General features: G+C 70.0%; 7 protein-coding genes. 5 read left to right on the top strand and 2 right to left on the bottom strand.

Going from position 1 to position 22,475, the window contains the following annotated elements; translation table 11 throughout:
* Both F3J18_RS26265 and F3J18_RS26260 read left to right on the top strand, forming a co-directional pair.
* Positions 1-1,855 (top strand): tetratricopeptide repeat protein (locus tag F3J18_RS26265; RefSeq protein ID WP_166915045.1); only part of this gene is annotated, 1,855 nt, incomplete at its 5' end.
* A gap of 201 nt (positions 1,856-2,056) precedes the next feature.
* The gene (locus F3J18_RS26260; RefSeq protein WP_166915043.1) at positions 2,057-14,827 is read left to right on the top strand and encodes a filamentous haemagglutinin family protein; all 12,771 of its coding nucleotides are present in this window, start codon (positions 2,057-2,059) and stop codon (positions 14,825-14,827) included.
* A gap of 332 nt (positions 14,828-15,159) precedes the next feature.
* Here F3J18_RS26260 and F3J18_RS26255 read toward each other — a convergent pair whose 3' ends face one another.
* The gene (locus F3J18_RS26255) at positions 15,160-16,440 is read right to left on the bottom strand and encodes a substrate-binding domain-containing protein (protein ID WP_166915041.1); all 1,281 of its coding nucleotides are present in this window, start codon (positions 16,438-16,440) and stop codon (positions 15,160-15,162) included.
* A gap of 715 nt (positions 16,441-17,155) precedes the next feature.
* Between F3J18_RS26255 and gspD the strand changes: the two genes are divergently transcribed.
* The 3 genes from gspD to gspF are packed head-to-tail and all read left to right on the top strand — an operon-like array spanning position 17,156 to position 22,258.
* Positions 17,156-19,543: a type II secretion system secretin GspD gene (gene gspD / locus F3J18_RS26250; protein WP_166915039.1), complete on the top strand. Its 2,388-nt coding sequence runs from the start codon at positions 17,156-17,158 to the stop codon at positions 19,541-19,543.
* Positions 19,540-21,039 (top strand): type II secretion system ATPase GspE, encoded by a 1,500-nt coding sequence (gene gspE, locus F3J18_RS26245; protein WP_166915037.1) that lies wholly within the window; start codon positions 19,540-19,542, stop codon positions 21,037-21,039. The genes gspD and gspE overlap by 4 nt, the downstream gene beginning before the upstream one ends.
* A 1-nt stretch (position 21,040) precedes the next feature.
* Positions 21,041-22,258, top strand: a complete 1,218-nt coding sequence (gspF, locus tag F3J18_RS26240) for a type II secretion system inner membrane protein GspF (protein ID WP_025102271.1) — start codon at positions 21,041-21,043, stop codon at positions 22,256-22,258.
* An 8-nt stretch (positions 22,259-22,266) separates the two neighbouring features.
* On the opposite strand, the gene F3J18_RS26235 is transcribed toward gspF, so the two are convergent.
* Positions 22,267-22,475, bottom strand: a 209-nt coding sequence (locus F3J18_RS26235; RefSeq protein ID WP_275691837.1) for a type II secretion system protein N, incomplete at its 5' end; no start/stop codon positions are given.

The following is a 22,475-nucleotide window of genomic DNA, read 5'->3' as shown; positions in this document are numbered from 1 at the left end:
CGGCGATGCGCTGGTGGGGCTCGCGCGATATCACGAGGCGGCCGAGGCCTACCAGCGCGCCTTGCAGCGCGAACCCGGCAATGCCCGGGCCTGGCTGCGTCGCGGCGATGCGCTGACGCGCGGCGGCCGGCCCGCCGACGCCTTGATCAGCGTCGAGCGCGCGCTCGCGCTGATGCCGAACGATGCCGCCGCGCATACCGTGCGCGGCGACGCGCTGCGCGCGCTGGGCCTGCCCGGCGAGGCGCTGCACTGCTATCAGCTGGCGATGGTGGTGCGCGGGAAGACCGCCGAGCTGGTGCATGCCTGCGGCGTCGCGATGACCGAGATGGGCCGGCCCGCCGAGGCGCTGGCCTGTCTCGACGAGGGGCTGGCGAGCGCGCCGGACGATGCGCGGCTGCTGTTCGCGAGCTGCGTGGCGCTGGACCTGATGCACGCCCACCAGGAACTGCTGCGGCGCTGCGACCGGCTGCTGACGCTGCAGCCCGCCAATGGCGCGGCCTGGCTCGGGCGCGGCAACGCGCTGCTCGGGCTGGAGCGCCACGAGGAGGCCGAACTGGCCTATGGCGAGGCGCTGGCGCGCCTGCCCGACAATCTCGACGCGCTGCGCAACCGCGCCGCGGCGCTGCGCACGCTGGGCCGCGCCGAGGCGGCGCTCGACCACGACGACCGCGCGCTGGCGCTCGGCGGCCCGCAGGCCGAACTGCTCTCGCAGCGCGCGCTGACGCTGCAAGTGCTGGGCCGTTACGAGGAGGCGCTGGCCGCCCACGCCGAGGCGGCCGCGGTGCCGGCCGATACGGCGCGCGCGCTGCTCGCCCGCGCCCAGGCGCGCCAGCAGGTCGGCCGCTTCGAGGCGGCGCTCGACGACCTGCGGCTCGCCCGCGAGTGCGATCCGCGCCACGGCGAGGCGCAGCGCGCCGAGGCCTTCGCGCACGTGCTGGCCGGCGATCTCGCGCGCGGCTGGGTCGGCCACGAGGCGCGCCGGCATGTCGCCGACAGCATGCCGGCACGCCTTCACGCGGACCGGCCGGCCTGGGACGGCGCGAGCTCGCCGGCGGGCCGCACGGTGCTGCTGCATGCCGAACAGGGCCTGGGCGACACCCTGCAGTTCTGCCGCTACGCGAGCCTGCTCGCGGCGCGCGGCGCGACCGTGCTGGTCGAGGCGCCGGCGCCGCTGGCCGGCCTGCTCGGCACGCTGCGCGATGTGAGCCGCGTGATCGCCGCCGGCGAGCCCGTGCCGGCCTTCGACCTCCAGTGCCCGATGATGAGCCTGCCGCACGCGTTCGGCACCACGCTCGACACGGTGCCGGCCGCCACGCCCTACCTGCACGCCGAGCCGGTGCGCCGCGAGGCCTGGGCGCGTCGGCTCGACGCCGTCGCGCCGCCGGGGCGGATGCGCATCGGCCTGGCCTGGTCCGGCAACCCGCGCCACGCCAACGACGCGAACCGCTCGATGCCGTTCGCGATGCTCGCGCCCTGGCTGTCGCTCGACGCCTGCTTCGTCAGCCTGCAGCCGGCGGTGCGGCCGCGCGATGCCGAAGCCTTCGCGGCCAGCGGCGTGCTGGAGTTCGGCGCCTCGCTGGCCGATTTCGCCGAGACCGCCGCCCTGGTGGACGCACTCGACCTGGTGATCAGCGTCGACACCTCGGTGGCCCACCTGGCCGGCGCGCTGGGCCGCCCGCTGTGGCTGCTGCTGCCGCGCGTGCCCGACTGGCGCTGGCTGCTCGATCGCGAGGACAGCCCCTGGTATCCCGACGCGACCCTGTTCCGCCAGCCGCGGCCCGGCGACTGGCCGGCCGTGGTCGAGCGCGTGCGCGCGGCGCTGGCCGCGCATCTGGCCAGCCGCGGCGCGGGCTGAGCGGGGCGGCCGTCTGTGACAAAAGCTACGGACCATTCCGGCTCACCCGGAAAGGTCCGTAACACCCGCCATCCGGGCGCCATGCGCGCCTCGTATTGTCGTTCGATTCCGGACTTGCGCCCTCGCGGGCATCGGGCAGGCCGGGCAAGGGTTCGGCGCGATCGGCGCCACGCAAAAAATCTATCGGGTTCGGGGTGAGGTATGGCAGCAAACGCACGCACAGCACGACAACACCAGCGCACGGCCGCGCGCCTCGTCCTCCAGGCGAAGCTGAGCCCGGTTCACCGGGCCGTCGCGCTGCTGTTGGCCGCCGGCTTTTCGGCACACGCGCAGGCAGGCGGCATCGTCAACCTCGGCACCGCCGCCCCGCGCCCCTCGGGCAGCGCGGCGGGCCTGGCCGGGATCGGCGCGACCACCAACCTGGGCATGTCGCCGCAAGCGGCCCTGCAGGCCAGCCAGCCCTCGATCCGCAACCTCGGCTACACCGCGCAGGCGATCGCCGCGCAGATCGCCGCGCAGAACGCGGCCGCCGCGGCCGCCGCGAACACGCTGTCGAACGTGCCGAACGGCCTGGCGGCGGGCGGCCTGCAGGTGGCGAACGGCGCCTCGGCCGACCCGAACAACCCGCTGCTCTGGATCAACGCGAACGCGCCGGCGCAAAGCGTCGACGCCAACGGCCATGTGACGGTGGATGTCCAGCAGACCGCGCAGAACGCGGTGCTGACCTGGCAGACCATGAACGTCGGCCGGCAGACCACGCTGAATTTCGACCAGTCGGCCGGCACCCAGACCAACGGCGCGAACAACTGGGCCGTGCTGAACCGCGTGATGGACCCGAGCGGGCGGCCGAGCCAGATCCTCGGCAGCATCACCGCGCAGGGCGCGGTGTATGTGATCAACCGCAACGGCATCCTGTTCGGGGCCGGTTCGCAGGTCAACGTGCACGCGCTGGTGGCGTCGTCGCTCGATCTGCTGAACATGAACGACTACAACCAGACGATCATCAACAATTCGAAGGTGACGGGCGGCAAGCTGCCGGTGCTGGCCGACAGCACGCTGGCGCAGGACGCGGCGGGGCTGGTGGCCAGCAACAAGCAGTTCCTGAGCCTGCCGGCGGGCACCACCGGCGGGCTGGCGGCCAACGAGGCCGGCAGCTCCGGCAGCAGCGCGGGCAATGCCAATCTGCCGAACGAGGTGCTCGGGCTCGGCAACCAGGTCAACCTCACCTCGGCGAGCCAGTACCAGCCCTGGGGCGACGTGACGGTCGCGCAGGGCGCCTCGATCACGACGCACGCCAACGGCACCGCGAGCGACGGCGGTTTCGTGATGATCGCCGCGCCCAACGTGACCAATGCCGGCAGCATCTCGGCCACCGACGGGCAGGTGGTGCTGGCCGCCGGCGTCGGCGTGAGCCTGCGTCCCAACACCGCGCAGCCGCAGGTGCTGCTGCCCGAGCTGAGCGGCGCGATCGCGCTGTTCGATCCCTCGACGGGCACCGCCTCGGACATCACGCCGGTCGGCGCGCTAGTCAACACCGGCATCATCCAGGCCTCGCGCGGCAACGTGAGCCTGCTGGGCGGCCGGGTCGACCAGAACGGCGTGGTGGGCGTGACCACCAGCGTGAACTCGCCGGGCACCATCACCATCTCGACGGTCGACGAATACGCCTCGAACAATCCGCTCGGCGCTCCCTACCTCGGCCAGTCGACGGTGACGCTCGACGTCCCGGGCGGCGGCCTGACCACGCATCGTGCCGGCCTGCTCAGCTTCGGCCCCGATTCCGTCACGGCGGTGCTGCCGGACAACAACGGCCAGACCACGACCTCCACGCCCGGCGCGGTGTTTACGCCCGGCAGCATCACCATGACGGGCGGCGCGGAATGGTTCCAGGGCGGCTCGCTGATCGAGGCGCCGGGCTCGACCGTGTCGGTGGTGGCGCTGGCGCCGTCGGTAGCCGGCCTGGCCTACACGCCCGACGTGCTGAACAGCGCGGTGCCCGGGCGGATCTACCTCGACAACGGCGCGAACATCGACGTGTCGGGCCTCGCCAATGTCGAGCTGCCGATCTCGAGCATCCTGCTGACGATTCCCCGCATCGGCCAGAACGAACTGGCCGATTCGCCGCTGCTGCGCGACGGCTTCCTGTTCGGCCTGCAGGACGTGGTGGTGGACAGCACGCTGACGGGCACGCGCAGCGACGGCGTGCAGTGGGTCGGCAGCCCGATCCTCAACCTGGCCGGCTACGTGAACCTGATCCCGCGCACCGTCGATCAGCTGCTGACCAACGGCGGCACCATCGAACTGGCGGGCAACGAGGTGATGACGGCGTCCGGCTCGTCGATCCTGCTCAACGGCGGCTACACGCACTACGACGGCGGGATGGTCAACACCACGCGCCTGGTGGACGCGAACGGCGCGATCGTGCCGATCGGCCAGGCCAGCCCCTACGACACCTATCTCGGCATCGCCGGCGCCTTCACCGAGACCCATGCGCGCTGGGGCGTGACGAAGACCTGGTACAACCCGCTCCAGTCGGGCGGCGGCACCTACCAGTCCGACTTCATCGTCGGCGGCAACGCCGGCACGCTCGACATCTACGGCGCCTCCGCCACCGTGCTCGACGGCGACATCAGCGCGCAGGCGCTGGGCGGCGCGAAGCAGACGCAGGGCGACAGCCTGCCCGAGGGCGGCACCTTCAATCTCGGCGTCGACGCGGCGCTCACGGGCAGCCGCTCGCTGATCAACCTGGCCACGAACGGCACCTCGCCGCAGTCCGGGCTGCTGGGGCTCGTCATCGTGCAGGACCAGGCGCCGCAGCTCGACGATCTCAGCGCGGGTTTCTCCGTTTCCACGGCGCTCGACACGACGGCGCTCGGGGCGCTCTCGTCCACCGATCCGAACAACGTGCTGGCCACCACGGTGGTGCCGGCCGCGACGCTGAGCAAGGGCGGCTTCGCCAACCTGAACGTGACCGAGGACAAGATCGGCGGGGGCGGCTTCACGGTCGCCGCGGGCACGCAGCTGCAGTTGCAGCCGGGCGGCTCGATCACGCTGAACAACCCGTCGAGGTCGGGCAGCGCGGACATCCTGGGCAGCCTGGTCGTGCCGTCGGGTTCGATCTCGATCACGAGCGGCGGCAATATCGTGGTCGGGCCGCAGGCGAGGCTCGACGTCGCGGGCCAGTGGATCAACAACGACCCGCAGGCGGCGCCCGGCACGGCGACAGGCAGCAGCGAATACCTCAACGGCGGCAGCATCTCGCTGGCCGCGAACGAGAACTCGGCGCGCGGCGCCGACGGCTCGATCGTGGACACCTCGGGATCGATCATCCTGCAGCCCGGCAGTGTGCTCGACCTGTCGGGCGGCGGCATGATGCAGGCGAACGGGCAATTGCTGATGCAGGACGGCGTGCCGCAGGGCCGCGGCGGCAGCCTGGCCCTGGAGACCTACGTCGCGCCGCAGGGCCAGCAGTTCGGCAACAACGGCACGTCGATCGCCGGTGCCGCCTTGCCGGGCACCGAGCCGACCAACGGCCGCATCGAGATGAACGGCACGATCCTGAGCCAGGGTTTCTCGGGCGGCGGCACGCTCACGCTGCAGGCGCTCGGCTTCCAGATCGGCGGCGATCCGGCCGCGGTGGCGCCGTGGAGCCTGGTCCTGCCGGACAGCTTCTTCGCGCAGCAGGGCTTCGGCAAGTACGTGCTGAACGCGTTTTACGATGCCACGGTCGCGCCGGGCACCACGCTCGCGCTGACCCAGCGCAACCTGATTCCCGATGCCACGGCCCTGATGCACGCGGCGAGCGGCACCGACCTCACGAGCTCGGGGCTGACCAGCCCGGGCACGCTCGATCCGTATCACCGCCAGCCCACCGACCTGGTGATCACGGCCGGCGCCTACACGTCATGGCAGGATGCCAGCGGCGCGATTCCGTCCTACGCGGACGTGACGGGCGCCGTGACGGTGGGCGCTGGCGCGTCGATCGTGGCGGACGCGGGCGCGACGGTCGGGCTCGGCTCGCCCAGGCAGGTGACCGTGCTCGGCTCGATCGTCGCGCCTGGCGGCGCGATCACGCTGAGCGCCGATACCACCACGTTCTCCGCCGCGCAGCAGGGGCAGTTCGTCGGCGTGGTGCCGATCCCGAGCGACAGCCGCTCGGTCTGGCTCGGCGCGGATGCGGTGCTCGACGTCTCCGGCGTCGCGCTCGCCGATCCGTTCGCGGCGCCGGTGCGGATCGGCACCTCGCGGGCCCAGCCGGATACCGGCAAGGTGCTGGCCGGCGGCTCGGTGACGCTGTCCAGCGACAACGGCTACGTGGTCGCGCAGGCCGGCTCGCGGATCGACGTGTCCGGCGCCGCGACGCGGTTCGATGCCCCGCAGGCCAACGGCAGCTGGACGCCGCAGCCGGTCTGGAGCGACGCGGGCTCGATCACGCTGGCGGCGGGATACGGGCTGTTCGCCGACGGCACGCTGGCCGCGCACGGCGGCGCGCCCGAGGCGGCGGGCGGCACGCTGACGATCCTGCCGAAGCAGAATGCCAACGCGGCGGGTGCCACCACGCTGGTGATCCGCCAGAGCGGCGAGCTCACGCCCACCGGCCTCGCGCCGGGCCAGAGCATCGCGAACGCGATCGACCCGACCACCGGCCAACCGATCGGCGGCACGCCGACCGGCGTGCTCCAGTTCGCCGCCGATCGCCTCGACGATTCGGGCATCGCCAACCTGGTGCTGGGCAGCGGCGCGCAGTCGCGGGTGGCCTCGCCGGCGGTGTCGATCGCGTTCGCCGGCGACGTGAAGCTGGCGCTGCCCGGCTCGATCACGCTGAACACCGACCGGATCGCCGCGATCGGCATGAACCAGTTGTCGACGCTGCTGTCCTCGCCCGCCACCAACCTCGCGACGATCCTCGGCCAGTCGCCGCAGCCGGCGCTCGGCACCACGGTCGAGCTGGACGCGCCCTATGTCGCGCTGATCGGCACGCCGGCCAACAACATCGCGCCGGCGTTCACGCCGGTGGCGGCGCTGTCCGATGCCACGCTGAACGTCAATGCCTCGTTCATCGACCTGTCGAACCAGATCCAGCTCAACGATTTCGGCCAGGCGAACTTCAGCAGCAGCGGCGACATCCGCCTGAGCTCGACGAAGGTCGCGAACACCAACGCGTTCGCGCCGGGCGTGCTCTATTCTCCGGGCAACCTGGGCTTCAAGGCCGCCGACCTCTACCCGGCCACCGGCAGCACCTACATCATCGATGCGACCGGGCCCATCGATGCGGCCACCGGCAAGCCGGCCGCCACCACCGTCAGCTTCGCGTCGAACGGCGCCTCCACCACGCCGCTGTCGGCGGGCGGCTCGCTGCTGGTGGATGCCACCGACATCGTGCAGGGCGGCACGATACGCGTGCCCTCGGGCTCGCTGGTGCTCGGCGTGGGCGACCCGACCGACAGCGCCACCAAGGCGCTGTTCGGCGGCCTCTCGCAACTGGTCGCGACCGATTCGGTCAGGCTCACCAGCGGCAGCGTGACCTCGGTGTCCAACGGCGGGCTGGTGATCCCCTACGGCACCACCGTCGACGGCGTCGAGTGGCAGTTCACGCCGGTGGTGGGCGCGCAGGCAGCCGACCTGAGCGCGCCGCCGGCCAAGTACATCGGCCTCAACGCGAGCCACGTCTCGCTCGATCCCGGCGCGGTGATCGACCTGTCGGGCGGCGGGGACCTCCAGGCGGTCGAATGGGTGCCGGGCACCGGCGGCACGCGGGATGTGCTGTCGCAGTATTCGATCAGCTACGCGAATTCGACCGCGGGTGTCGCGACGCCGGTGAACGTCGGCGGCTCGAACGTCTATGCGATCGTGCCGGGCACGCAGCCGCAGGTGGCCGCCTACGATCCGGTCTACGCACAGACGGCGCAGCCGTCGACCAGCGCCAACGGCTCGGCCACCACCACCACGGCCACGCTCGGGCTCGGCCAGGCCGGCATGGGCGACGCGGTCGGCAAGTCGGTCTACCTGTCCGGCGTGCCGGGCCTGCCGGCCGGCTACTACACGCTGCTGCCGGCCCGCTACGCGACGCTGCCGGGCGCGTTCCGGGTCACGCTGGCGAGCGGGCAGGGCGGCGCGGGCAACGTCGCGCCGGGCATGAGCAGCACGCTGCCGGACGGCAGCGTGGTCACCGCCGGCTACTTCGCCAATTCGGTGACGGGCAGCCGCAGCGCCACGCCGACGCTGTTCACCGTGCAGTCGAACGCGGTCTGGCAGCAGTACTCGCAATACACGCTGACCAGCGCGAACAGCTTCTTCGCCACGCAGGCCGCCGCCAAGGGCAACGTCGCGCCGCCGGCGCCGGTCGACGGCGGCCAGCTGGTGCTGGCCGCCACCCAATCGCTGGCGCTCGGCGCGACGCTGAACGCGGCGGCCGGGCCCGGCGGCGCGCCGGCCGAGGTCGACATCGCCTCGCAGGACATCCAGGTCACCGGCAACGGCGGCAGCGCGCTGGCCGGCTATCTCCAGATCGACGCGAACGCGCTCGACACGCTGGCCGCCGGCAGCCTGCTGATCGGCGGCACGCGCACGGCCACCAGCAGCGGCATCACGATCAATCCGATCGCCAACAGCGTGGTGGTGTCGAACGACGCCGCCTCCTCGCTGACGGGCCCCGAGATCCTGCTCGTCACCAAGACCGACACGAGCGGCACCGATCCCGACGCGGCCAATGGCCTGCGGATCGACGCGGGCGCGTCGATCGTGGCGAGCGGCGCCTATCCGGCGGCCAAGGACCAGCCGATCACGATCGCCGGCGACGGCGCGCTGCTGCGCGTCTCGAACGGCGCCTCGGTGCCGCTCACGCGCACCGGCTCGAGCGGCACCGGCCTGCTCACGGTGGGCGCGGGCGCGACGCTGGCGGGCGGCCAGGCGCTGCTGATCGATTCGTCGGGCGACCTCAAGGTCGATCCCGCGGCGGTGTTGTCCGGGCACGCGATCACGGTCGACGGCTCGGCGATCACCTTCACGAACCAGACCGGCAGTTCGGCCGCGAACCTGCCCGGTTTCGTCATCAGTCCCGCGGGCCTCGCGCAGTTCGCGAACGCCGACGAGGTGACGCTGCGCAGCTACGGCACGATGGCCTTCGTCGGCGATATCGACGCGAGCTTCGGCAATAGCGTCGACCTCAGCGCCGGCACCTTCACCAGCGACGGCGGCAAGGTCACGCTGAACGCGCCGAAGATCGCGTTCACCAACGAGTCCGGCGCGCCCAACGCCACCCCGGCGGCCGGCAGCGGCACGCTGACGGTCAACGCCGGCGAGATCGATTTCGGCACCGGCACCAAGGCGCTGAGCGGCTTCGCCTCGGTCGACATGACGGCCACCGCCGGCATCGCCGGGCAGGGAACCGGCAGCTTCGACTTCGGCGCGGTGCCGGTCAGCCTCGCGGCGCCGGTGTATCTGGCCGATACCAATTCGAACGCCACCATCAAGACCACCGGCGCGCTGACGCTGAACCCGGGGGCCGGCACCGCGCTGTCGCGCACCGAGGTGGGCGGCGCGATCGGCTTCGTCGGCGGCACGCTGCTCGACAACGGCGCGAACATCGCGGCCCCGGCCGGCAACGCCAGCCTCGAGGCCACCAGCGGCAACCTGACGATCGGCGGCGGCTCGACCATCAGCGCGGCGGGTGTGTCGAAGAGCTTCTTCGACGTCACCGCCTCGGTGCCGGGCGGCAACATCACGCTCACCGCCGATGCCGGCACGGTGGACGTGCAGGCCGGCTCGACGCTCGATTTCTCGGGCGCCAGCGGCGGCGGCGCGGCGGGTTCGCTCACGCTGTCGGCGCCGCAGCAGGTGGTGAACCTCGACGGCACGCTCAAGGGCGGGGCGGCCGCCGGCTTCGCGGGCGGTTCGCTGAGCTTGAACACGGGCGGCGCGCTCGACCTCGACAGCTTCGCCGCGACGCTGGCCGCCAGCGGCGTGAACGACGCGATCTCGATCCGCACCAAATCGGGCAACCTGACCCTGTCGGCCGGCAACACCCTGAGCGCCCGCACGGTGGCGCTGAACGCCGACGGCGGGGCCGGCAATGCCGGCGACACCGCCAACGGCAACGTCAACATTTTCGGCACCATCGACGCCTCGGGCACGGCGGGCGGCGAGATCGACCTGTACGGCCACAGCGGCGTGGACCTGGAAGGCACGCTGCTCGCGCGCGGCTCGGACCCGAACCAGCGCGGCGGCACGGTGGTGATCGGCACCAACGGCGTGTTCGATCCCACCGCGGCGAATCCGTACAACGCCACCTACGGCTACGAGAACATCGATGCGAGCCACGCCGGCACCATCCGGCTCGGCGCCGACGCGCTGATCGACGTCTCGGGCGGCACGGCGGGCGGCCTGAGCGGCGGCACCGTCAGCTTCCGCGCGCCGCTGCTGTCGAACGGCACGGTCAACCTGGTCATGCCGGCGGGCGGCTTCCACGCGGGCAAGGGCATCGCCGGCTCGCGCGCGACCACGCTCGAGGCCTACGCGGTATGGAGCACCAGCGACGCGACCACCGGCGCGAAGCATTTCGACGGCATCGTCGATCCGGCCGGCTGGTACGACGCGCGCGGCAACCTGCTGGCCGGCACCTTCACGGCCCAGGGCAGCGGCGCGAGCTTCAGCTTCACGCCGGACGGCAAGGGCGGCGGCACGGTGAAGAACACCGCCACCGGCGTGTCGACGGCGCTTGATGCCTCGCAGCTGGCCAACGGCGATACCGCAATCGGCTTCGGCGGCCTCGCCAACATGTATTTCGCGCCGGGCAGCGCGAACGCCGATCACGAATCGTTCTACGGCTACGTCGGCGGCGACGCGACCACGGGAGCGCCGGGCACGCTGATGGGCTTCGTCCAGCACGGGCTCGACGGGGTGGTCAATCCGCTCGCCGCCGCGGGCCTCGCCAATGCGCGGATCGCGCCGGGCATCGAGCTCGACAATCCGGGTTCGGCCGTCAACGGCGGCAATATCTCGGTGCTGACGAACTGGAACCTGGGGGCCGGCAGCTCGGCAGGCGATCTCGACTATCGCTTCAACGGCCAGGCGCCGATCGTCACCCTGCGCGCGGAGAACAACGTCGAGGTGAAGGCCAGCCTGTCGGACGGGTTCTTCCAGATCGCCAATCCGACCGGTGGCGGCGGCACGATCGCGGTGCCGGCTCTCTCGACGTACGACGCGGTACATACCGTTTTCACCGCGCCCTCGGGATATAACGGGGCCAGTTATGGGTACGGACTGAGTTATTGGGCCAAGTCGGGGCAGGCGTCGGCACCCGGGAAAGTGACGGGAGGGACGCCGGACGAGATCGCGGAGTACTACGCGCTGTACTCCGCCTACGCGGATTATCTGACTGCTCCCGCCCCGCAACTAGCGAACCTGCTCAAGCTCTCACACAAGAACGCTGACTTCCTGGAAATCATCGTTCCTCTTGTGTCGAATTCAATCAAGCCGGGGCAGCCTCTCGCGCCGGTAGCGCCCTCGGCGGCGGAGCAGGCGTCGAATCCCGCAGCTTACCTGCTGTATTTGAACGCATACCAGAATTACGTCGTGTCGACCGTGCAGTGGGAGGTGCAGCATCCCGCCACGCCGCCCAATCTCGCCAAGCTCGTGGCGCCGGCCGTGCAGCCGGTTGCGGTGATCGGCACGGCGAGCATCACCATTCCGGGCGTCACCGACAATTCGCCCGCGCCCGTCGCCAACGCCGGCAATCCGCTGCCGCTGTTGTCGGCATCGCTGGCGGGGGGCAGCAGCAGTTCGCTGCGCATCGTCGCCGGCGCGGATCCGACCAGCTCGAATCCGCTCGCGCTGGCATCCCCGCCGCAGGGGGATGCGGCGCTGCCGAGCGGCAGCGTCGTGCTGGACGGCCATGCCAGCTATCTCGACAGCAACGGCCGGCTGATCCTCGCGCCGACGATGATCCGCACCGGCGCCGGCTCGATCGACGTGGCCGCTTTGGGGGACATCGCGCTGTACGATCCCACGTCAGTCTCGCCGGGCGCCGCGCCCACCCAGGTGGTTCCCGGCGTGATCTATACGGCCGGGGTCCCGTCGTCCGATGCGCCCGAGCAGGGCACCACCGTGTCGATCTCGCATCCGACCGGCGCGGGCAACTATCCGGACCTGTTCGTGTCGCCGACGGTCAATCCCGATTCGGCCGGCGATATCACGCTGCATGCCGGGGGCGACATCCTGAGCATCGGCCAGGTGACGGATGCGACCGGCGCGGTGACCGGCAAGGCGGGCGCCAACCTCACCCAGTCGTGGTGGCAGTGGATGCAGATCGGCAATCCCAAGGGCGCGGTGGGTGCGACCAGCCCGGTCCAGCAGACCGTGCAGACCTCGATCGACTTCGGCGCCTTCGACCAGGGCGTGATGAGCGTCGGCGGCAACGTGACGGTGACGGCGGGCGGCAATATCGCCAACCTGTCGGTTTCCTTGCCGACCACCTGGTGGCTCACCAACACGAATACCGATAGCCCGACCGTGAACCTGGCCGGCGGCGGCAACCTGGCCGTGAAGGCCGGCGGCGACATCCTGAGCGGCAGCTATTTCGTTTCCAAGGGCTCGGGCACGTTGGCCGCGGGCGGCCAGATCGCGCCGGATTTCTCGATCGCGCCGCAGTTCGGCAGCCAGCCGGTCCCCGTGTCGACGATCCTGGCGCTGCAGGACGGCAGCTTCGACGTCACGGCGCGCCTGGGGGTGAACATCGGGCAGGTCGTCGACCCGTCCTATGTCGAGGGAACCCAGACGACCGCCTTCAATACCTTGCCCGACATGCAGGGATATTCGACGGACTCGCGTGTCAGCATCACGTCCACCACCGGCGACGTCGCGCTCGGGACCCTGACGAACCTGTCGTTCATCGGCGGCGGTGCCCCCATACAACTGACGCCTGGACACAACGACCTGTCCTTCGTCCTGCCGGCCAGCGTCGAGCTCACCGCGTTCAGCGGCGGCATCACGGTGGCGTCGAGCGGCGAGCTGTTCCCCTCGCCGGTCGGCAATCTCGACCTGCTCGCCGACCAGTCGATTTCGATTTCCAGTGCCAACACGGTGGGCGGCGTGTTCGGTGCCGGCAATTTCTTCGGCATGCTGGACAACGATCCGGCCTCGATGCCGTCGCCGACGAAGCCGTTCGCCGACGTGCCGGTGCTCACCGACAAGCGAGCGTCGGCTCACGCTGCCAGCGCGCTGCACGCCGACGATACGGTGCCCGCGCGCATCTACAGCCTGGAGGGTTCGATCTTCGATGGCGTGCCGCTGGCCAGCAGCGGCTCGCCGCTCTACCAGGACCTGGTCACGATCGGCATCGACAAGCCCGCCTTGATCCAGGCCGGCACCGACATCGCCAATCTCTCGTTCCTGGGCCAGAACCTGAGGACCTCGGATATCACGCGCATCGTGGCAGGCCGGGACATCTACGACACGCCGGTCACGCAAGCCGTGTTGCCGGTGGTTCCGGCGATCGTGCTGGGCGGCCCGGGTACCCTCGACGTCGAGGCCGGACGCAACATCGGCCCGCTCGCCAATGCTGCCCAGGCCCTGTCCGTGCATGCCTACCAGGCCGGCACCTACACCGGCATCGACGCGGTGGGCAATGCCGGCAATCCGAACCTGCCGCATGAAAGCGCGAACATCAACGTGCTGTTCGGCGTCGGGCCGGGCGTCGATCTCGCGAGCTTCGCCGCAAGCTACATCGATCCGGCTGGCGCGGCCGCGGCAAGCGCCGGCACCACGCCGGCACTGATCGCGTTCGTCGAGCAGTACGAGGCCGGCAAGACCACCGTCGATACGGGGCTCCTGAAGGACCAGCCGAAGCTGACGCCGCTGAGCGCGGACCAGGCCTGGGCGACCTTCAAGACCCTGCCGGCCCATGTGCAGCAACTGTTCGCCGAACAGGTGCTGTTCGGCGTGCTGACGCGGGTCGGGGAGGACTACAACAACCCGGCAAGCCCGTTCTTCCAGAAATACGCGCGCGGCTTCGACGCCATCAACACCTTGTTCCCCGCCTCGCTCGGCTACACCGCGAACAATCTCACCGGCGGCTCGAACGGGGCGAACCAGTTGGTCGATACCGGCGATCTCGACATCCGCAACACCACCATCCAGACCCAGCAGGGCGGCAACGTCTCGATCCTGGGGCCGGGCGGCCAGGCGCTCGTCGGCAGCACCTCCGCGCCGCCGGAACTGACCGGCCCCGGCGGCGCCGTGGTCGCCGGACCGGGCACGATGGGGATCCTCACGCTGGAGAAGGGCGACGTCGACATCTTCACCGACCGCAGCCTGCTGCTCGCGCAGAGCCGGATCTTCACCGAGCAGGGCGGCGACATGACGATCTGGAGCTCGAACGGCGACATCAATGCCGGCAAGGGCGCGAAATCCTCGGCCGACGCGCCGGCGCCGCAGTACGTGTGCGACGCGAACCACTACTGCACGCTGGACGCGCGCGGCGAGGTGACGGGAGCCGGCATCGCGACGCTGCAGAGCATCCCGGGCGTGCCGATCGGCACCATCAACCTGATCGCGCCGCGCGGTACCGTCGATGCCGGCGACGCGGGCATTCGCGCCGGCAACCTCAACGTGGCCGCGCTGCACGTGCTCAATGCCGACAATATCCAGGTGACCGGCAAGTCCACCGGCATCCCGGTGGTGCAGACGGTCAACACCGGCGCGCTGAGCGCGGCGAGTTCGGCCGCCTCGGCCGCCAGCCAGATGGCCCAGGATCTCGCGAAGAACAACGCCTCGGGCGGCGGCGTGCGGCGCTGGACGATCTCGGTGCAGGTGGAGGGGTTCGGCGATGTCGGCGACGATCCGAAGCGGCGCAAGCGCGAGCAGGTCGGCTACGACAGCTCGAATGCCGTGTCGGTGGTCGGCTTCGGGCAGGAAGGCCCCGCGCATCGCGCGGCCCTGAGCAACGAGGAGCGCGCGCGCCTCGGCAAGATCTGAGACTCGCCGCGCTTCGCTGGATGCGCCGCAACGTGTGATGCGTTGCGGCGTTTTTTATTGATCGGCAGGCGAGCAGGATCTCGCGGCGCTGGCCTGCACGATTCAGCAGATACCGCGCCGCGGCCGGCGCCGAGGACGATGTCGAAGGGTGAGCCGAGGCGACCAGGCCGGCAAGCAGGCAGGACGGTGCGCGAGATTGCCCTGGGTGGCCGAGTCGAGGTACGACTCCGTGGCGACGGCGAGGATCATGAAAAAACTGCGCCCCGGGTTGCCCCGGGGCGCAGTTGGCGTGATGGCAGGAGCAGCGTCGCGCCGCTCCTGACGTGACGGTATTAGCGGCCGACGATCGGCGACTTGCAGACGCCCGAGTTGCCGATGTCCAGGTTGAAGCCGCTGGTGTTGCTCAGGAAGTCGGCCTGGATCTTGCTCAGGAGGCTCGACGGCACCGTGTCGAAACCATTGCCGTGAACGATCGCGGCGTAGCTGGAGTCGTTGTAGTGGTCGTTCAGGAAGTCCTGAACGGCGGTCGTGACGGCCGGATCCTTGTAGCACTGGCTGACGATGATCTGGCTCGTGCCCGACACCGAGTAGCCGGCAGTCGGATTGCCAGCGTCAAGCACCCAGTTCAGCGGGTTGGAGGCGCTCGCCTGGTTCTGCGGCGGGGTGACCGTGCCGAGCGCTTGCGTCGCGTTCGCGGCGGTCGGCGCGTAGAACTGACCGTCGATCTTGTTCTGCAGGCTCGCCACTTGCAGCTGAACGGCGTTGGTCGGCGTCACGACCGTGCTTTGCGGGGCCAGGAACGTGTTCGTGTAGTCCGGGCTCAGGTAGCCGATCGTGGCACCACCGGTCGTCACCAGGGACACGCGCACGCCACCGCTGCCGCTCGCGCCGACGAAGGTCGAACCTGCCGGGAAGCCGCTCGGGAACGAATCCGTGAACGTCAGCGAGTCCTTGAAGGTCACGCCGGCGGCGGTGTCGACGCTCGAGCACACTTGCGACAGGTGGCGCGTCAGCAGTTCGGTCGTGCCGCTGCCGTCGGTGCGGTAGATCACCGAGATCGGGGCGCTGTTGGCGAAGAACGTGCCGGTGACCGGGTTGAACAGCTGGTTCCAGTTGGTCAGCTTGCCCGAGAAGATGCCGCACAGGTCGGTGTCGTTCAGCGCGATGCTGTTCGCTTGACCCGGCGTCGTTTGCGGCGTCGTGCCCGTGATGGTCTGGCCGTTGTTGACGATGGGGATCGCGATTGCCGTGACGATGTACGGGATCTGGATCAGCGGGCCGTTGGTGGCGCCCAGGCCGGTCTGGTAGCCGGACACTTGCGCGGACAGCAGGGCGGCATCGCTGTTGGCGAAGTCGACCGTGCCCGTCACGCCTGCGCCGAAGAACGTCGGCTGGTTGCCGAGGAACGCGTTCTGACCCGCGCCCGAACCGACCGAGAAATACGTGAGGGCGCCGATGCTCGTGCCGAATTGGGTGATTTCCGAGCCGATCGTCGGAGCGACCAGCGAGGAACCACCGCCTTGCAGAACCGGCGCTGCCATGGCAGCCGTTGCACCAAGGCCCGACACGACGAGAGCCAGGACCTGACAAATCTTGCGCTTGCTGGACTTCATGCGAATTCCCCTGAAACGAAGATGAAATGGAAGCTGCTGTTTGCTGTTGCCGCGGCCAGACGTGATGTGATGCCGCCGACGAACTGTAGTTTGAAACTCTGAAAACGAGTGTGAATTTTTAATAGCAGAAGGTACGTAACATTTTGCCTCGGTACGAATGAATCACTCGCATTCGGTAATCGGTATTTAATAGCCTGGATACTGCCGGTCTCATTGTCTCGCGAGAGCGGCATGCCGTCTGTTTCGCGGCCTGGGAGGCTCGGCCCGTCTGGCCGGGCGCCGCGCCCATCTACTCCGCGTGCAAGTCAATCGTGTGGCAGAAGTTGGCCACCATTGCCGGGCCGCGGCGCTGGTCCCGTATCGCGCGCGGGGCGGCGGAAATTGCCGTCATATCAATGCGGATCGATAAATAAATGACTCGCGACGGCAAGGGATTTATTGGAGTCGATGAAATCGTTTTTATTCGATCGATATTCGATGGATTAACCGATCGATTCAATGGTTAATCGGGCGACGGTGCAAAAAGGTAGCCCAACATCCGTCACAAATTTGCGCCGGTTCGCTGCTTAGTCTTGCCCGGCGATTCCGTCGGCAGCCATGAACCGGCGGACCTGACCAACCAATACCGATACGGCTTGCGGGGTGTGCCGCGGCAAGGCGGGCGCGCGAAACGCGCGACCGGGCCGCCCGCGTTCCGTCCGGCACCGAATCCCAGATGACACGCACACGCTTCCGATCCGTTGGTTTCCCCGTCCGTTGTGCAACGCTCGCGATCGGCCTGGCCGTGGCCTCGCTCGCGCAGGCGCAGGTGCTGCTGAATTTCTCGAACGTCGACGTCAGCCAGGTCGCGAAGGCGATCGGCGCCGCCACCGACACCACCATCATCGTCGACCCGCGCGTGAAAGGGCAGGTCAACCTCGTCTCGGACAACCCGGTCAGCCGCGAACGCGCGCTCAAGAGCCTCGAGGCCTCGCTGCGCATGCAGGGTTTCGCGATGGTGCGCGACCACGGCGTGCTGAAGGTGGTGCCCGAGGCCGACGCGAAGCTGCAGGGCGGTCCGACCTATGTCGGCAATACGCCCAGCGCCAGCGGCGACCACGTCATCACGCAGGTGTTCCGGTTGCGCAACGAATCGGCCAGCAATCTGTTGCCCGTGCTCAAGCCGCTGATCAGCCCCAACAACGCGATCGGCGCCTATCCGAACGACAACGCGATCGTGGTGACCGACTACGCGGATAACGTGCGCCGTATCGCGGAGATCATCAACGGCATCGACGGCGGCGGCGCGGGGCGGCGCGTGGCGGTGGTGCCGCTCGACCACGAGAGCGCGGTCGATCTCGCGCCGGTGGTGCAGAAGATGCTCGATCCGAGCGCGACCGGCAACGCCGACGCGACCTTGAAGGTGTCGGTGAGCGCGAACCCGCGGCTCAACGCGATCCTGCTGCGCGCCACCGATCCGGGCCGCATCGCCGACGCGAAGGCGCTGATCGAGCAGCTCGACGCGCCCACGCGGGTGCCGGGCAACATGCACGTGGTGCGGCTCGAGAACGCCAACGCGACCGAGCTCGCGCGCGTGCTGCGCGGCATGCTCGGGCTCGCGACCGACAGCGGCTCGGGCTCGGAGCGCTCGTCGCTGAAGGGCGACGGCGACTTGTCCAGCGGGGCATCGGGCAGCAACGGCACCGGCGCCAACGCCTTCAACGCGTCGTCGACGGGCAGCGCGGGCACGCCGCCGCTGCCGGGCACGTCCTCGTCCTCGTCGTCGTCGGGAGGCGCGTCGGCTTCGTTCGGCGGCAGCGGCGGCGATACCGGGCCGGGCCGGGGCGCCGGCCTGCTCGCGAGCGCCGGCGGCGGCGCCGATGCGGCTAACGGCGCGATCCAGGCCGACCCGGCCACCAATTCGCTGGTGATCACGGCGCCCGAGCCGGTCTACCGCAACCTGCGCAACGTGATCGACCAGCTCGACGTGCGCCGCGAGCAGGTCTATCTCGAGGCGATGATCGTCGAGCTCAGCGCGACCTCGGCCGCCAACCTCGGCGTGCAGTGGCAGGGCGCGATCCAGTCCGGCAACGGCAACAACGCGCTGTACGGCGGCACCAATTTCGGCACCACCACCAGCCAGAGCATCGTCGACCTGACCGCGAACGGCCAGAACCTCGGACAGTCGCTGTCGAGCGCCGCGGCCACCACGCTGCTCAACAACGGCATCAACATCGGCCTGCTGCACCGGTTCGGCAAGTTCTTCGGGCTCGGCGCGCTGGTGCAGGCGCTGGCCACCGTCAGCAACGCCTCGATCCTGTCCTCGCCGAACCTGATCACGCTCGACAACGAGGAAGCGCGCATCGTGGTCGGCTCGAACGTGCCGGTGCAGACCGGCTCGTATTCGACGGCGGCGGTGTCGAACACCGGCGTCAGCGCGTTCAACACCTTCGATCGCAAGGACGTCGGCATCGTGCTGCACGTGCGCCCGCAGATCACCAAGGGCGGCGTGATCAAGCTGCAGATCTACTCGGAGGACTCGTCGGTCGATTCGACCTCGGTCAACAACCCGGGCGGCGTGACGATCATCAAGCGCTCGGTGCAGTCGACCGTGCTCAGCGACGACGGCGAGATCGTCGTGCTCGGCGGCCTGATCCAGGACAACTACGCGGACGGCAACAACAAGGTGCCCTGGCTCGGCGACCTGCCGCTGATCGGCTCGCTATTCCGCGCCGAGAACAAGACCCGCGCCAAGACCAACGTGATGGTGTTCCTGCGTCCGGTGATCCTGCGCGACGGCGAGACCACCGCGAGCGTGTCGGGCATGCGCTACGACGCGCTGCAGCGGCAGATGGACGGCACCAGCTCGGACAACCGCATCGAGCGCGACCACGACGTGCCGGCGCTGCCGCAGCGGATGCCGGGGCCGGCGCAGGGCGTGCCGGCCGCGCAGGGCATCTTCGATCTCGAATCGCTGACGCGCCGCAAGCCGGCGCCGGCCGCGGATGCCGCAGCCGACGCGGCGCCCGGTGAGGCGAGCGCGCCCGGCGACCTGCACGTCACCGAGCCGACGCCTGCCGCCGGCAGCGCGCCGGCAAACGATCCGACGAGGGCCCGGCCATGACACCCGATACCCTGGCGCCACCGCCCGCGCCCCGCGAGGCCGCGCCGGCGCGGCCGCTGCCCAGGCTGCCCTATGGTTTCGCGCGCAACGGCCAGATCCTGGTGGTCGGCGATCCGGCCGAGCCCGCTTCCGGCGTGATCGAGGTCTGGGTCGGCGCGCGCACCTCGGCGGGTGCGATTGCCGAGGTGGCGCGGCGCATGGGCCGCATCGCGCTGGTCCACGTCGCCGACGAGACGCTGGAGCAGGCGATCAATGCCGCCTACGCGCGCCAGGACGGCGGCGCCGCGCAGGTGGTGGGCGAGGTGGAAGGCGAGGTCGACCTGTCGCGGCTGATGCAGGACCTGCCCGAGGTGGAGGACCTGCTGGAGTCCGAGGACGACGCGCCGATCATCCGCATGATCAACGCCCTGCTCACCCAGGCCGCGCGCGAGCAGGCTTCCGACATCCACATCGAGCCCTTCGAGAACGCCTCGGTGGTGCGCTTTCGCGTCGACGGCACGCTGCGCGACGTGGTGCGCCCGAACAAGGCCCTGCACGGCGCGCTGATTTCGCGGATCAAGATCATGGCGCAGCTCGATATCGCCGAGAAGCGTCTGCCGCAGGACGGCCGCATCACGTTGCGCGTGGGCGGCCGCCCGGTGGACGTGCGGGTCTCGACGCTGCCCACCGGCCACGGCGAACGCGCCGTGCTGCGCCTGCTGGAGAAGGACGCCAGGCGGCTGAACCTGGAAGCGCTCGGCATGGGCCGCGACACGCTGGTGCAGTTCGACAAGCTGATCGGCCGCCCGCACGGCATCGTGCTGGTCACCGGTCCGACCGGCTCGGGCAAGACCACCACGCTCTATGCCGCGATGTCGCGGCTCGACACCAGCACCACCAACATCATGACGGTCGAGGATCCGATCGAATACGACCTGTCCGGCATCGGCCAGACCCAGGTGAACGAGAAGATCGGCATGAGTTTCGCGCGCGCGCTGCGCTCGATCCTGCGCCAGGATCCGGACGTGATCATGATCGGCGAGATCCGCGATCTCGAAACCGCGCAGATCGCCGTGCAGGCCTCGCTGACGGGCCACCTGGTGCTGGCCACCCTGCACACCAACGACGCCGCCTCGGCCGTCACGCGCCTGACCGACATGGGCGTGGAGCCCTACCTGCTGGCTTCCTCGCTGCTCGGCGTGCTGGCGCAGCGGCTGGTGCGCCAGCTCTGCCCGCATTGCAAGGAACCGCGCGAGGAAGAAGGCCGCGTGATCCATCACCCGGTGGGCTGCGAGAAGTGCGGCCATTCGGGCTACACGGGCCGGCGCGGCGTCTACGAACTGCTGGTGATCGACGACGCGATCCGCTCGCTGGTCCACCGCAACGCGCCCGATTCGGAAATCCTCGCCTCGGGCCGCTCGAACGGCATGCGCACGCTGCGCGACGACGCCGAACGCTGGCTCGAACAAGGCGCTACCTCGCTCGAAGAGGTGATGCGCGTTACCGGAGGACACTGACATGTCGGCATTCCGTTACGAAGCGATCGATCAGTCGGGCCGCACGCTGAAGGGCGTGCTCGAGGCGGACAGCGCCCGCGCGGGCCGCGGCCAGCTGCGCGGCCAGGGCCTGACGCCGCTGGTGGTCGAGCTGGCGGCGCAGCGTCGCGACGGCCAGCGCCGCCAGCGCCTCGCGCTCGGCCGCAAGCTCTCGACGCGCGAGCAGGCGATCCTCACGCGCCAGCTCGCCAGCCTGCTGATCGCGGGGCTGCCGCTCAGCGAATCGCTGTCGGTGCTCAGCGAGCAGGCCGAGCGCGAATACGTGCGCGAGCTGATGGCCTCGATCCGCGCCGAGGTGGTGGGCGGCCACACCTTCGCGAGCGCGCTCACCCAGCATCCGGCCGATTTTCCCGAGATCTATCGCGCGCTGGTGGCGGCGGGCGAGCATACCGGCAAGCTCGGCGTGGTGCTGTCGCGGCTGGCCGACTACATCGAGCAGAGCAACGCGCTCAAGCAGAAGATCGTGCTCGCGTTCACCTATCCGGCGGTGGTCACGATGATCGCCTTCGGGATCGTCACCTTCCTGCTCAGCTACGTGGTGCCGCAGGTCGCGAACGTGTTCACCAGCACCAAGCAGCAACTGCCGACGCTCACCATCGTCATGCTCTGGCTGTCGGAGTTCGTGCGGCACTGGTGGTGGGCGTCGCTGGCGAGCATCGCGGCGGTGGCGTTCGTGATCGGCAAGATCCTGGCGCGGCCCGGGCCGCGGCTCGCGTTCGACACCTGGACGCTCACCGCGCCGCTGTTCGGCAAGATCGTGCGCGGCTACAACACGGTGCGCTTCGCCAGCACGCTCGGCATCCTGACGGCGGCCGGCGTGCCGATCCTGCGCGCCCTGCAGGCGGCCGGCGAGACGCTGTCGAACCGCGCGATGCGCGCCAACATCGACGACGCCATCGTGCGGGTGCGCGAAGGCAGCGCGCTGTCGCGCGCGCTCAACCACATCAAGACATTCCCGCCGGTGCTGGTGCACCTGATCCGCTCGGGCGAGGCCACCGGCGACGTGACCACCATGCTCGACCGCGCGGCCGAGGGCGAATCGCGCGAACTCGAACGCAAGACCCTGTTCCTCACCAGCCTGCTCGAGCCGCTGCTGATCCTGGCGATGGGCGGCGTGGTGCTGGTGATCGTGCTGGCGGTGATGATGCCGATCATCGAGCTCAACAACATGGTGCAGTGATGCCGGGTTCAGCGCACGAAGGCGTTCGGGCTGGTCGCGGCGGGCAGCGCGAGCTCGCGCCGCAGCCCGCCGTTGTCGATCACGATCGAATGCGCGCGCACCTCGGCGAGCGTGCCGGCCTGGCCGAGCGCGCCGCCGATGCGCACCACGCGCGGCGGCTCGCCGCCGGTGCTGACCACCGCCGCGCCGTGCCCGGCGTCGAAGGACAGGATGCCCA

Origin of the sequence: Burkholderia sp. Ax-1720 (assembly GCF_011753035.1) — a bacterium.
Classification (GTDB): domain Bacteria; phylum Pseudomonadota; class Gammaproteobacteria; order Burkholderiales; family Burkholderiaceae; genus Burkholderia; species Burkholderia gladioli.
The sequence above is the reverse complement of the archived record's forward strand: the minus strand, read 5'-3'. Positions and strand labels throughout refer to the sequence as shown.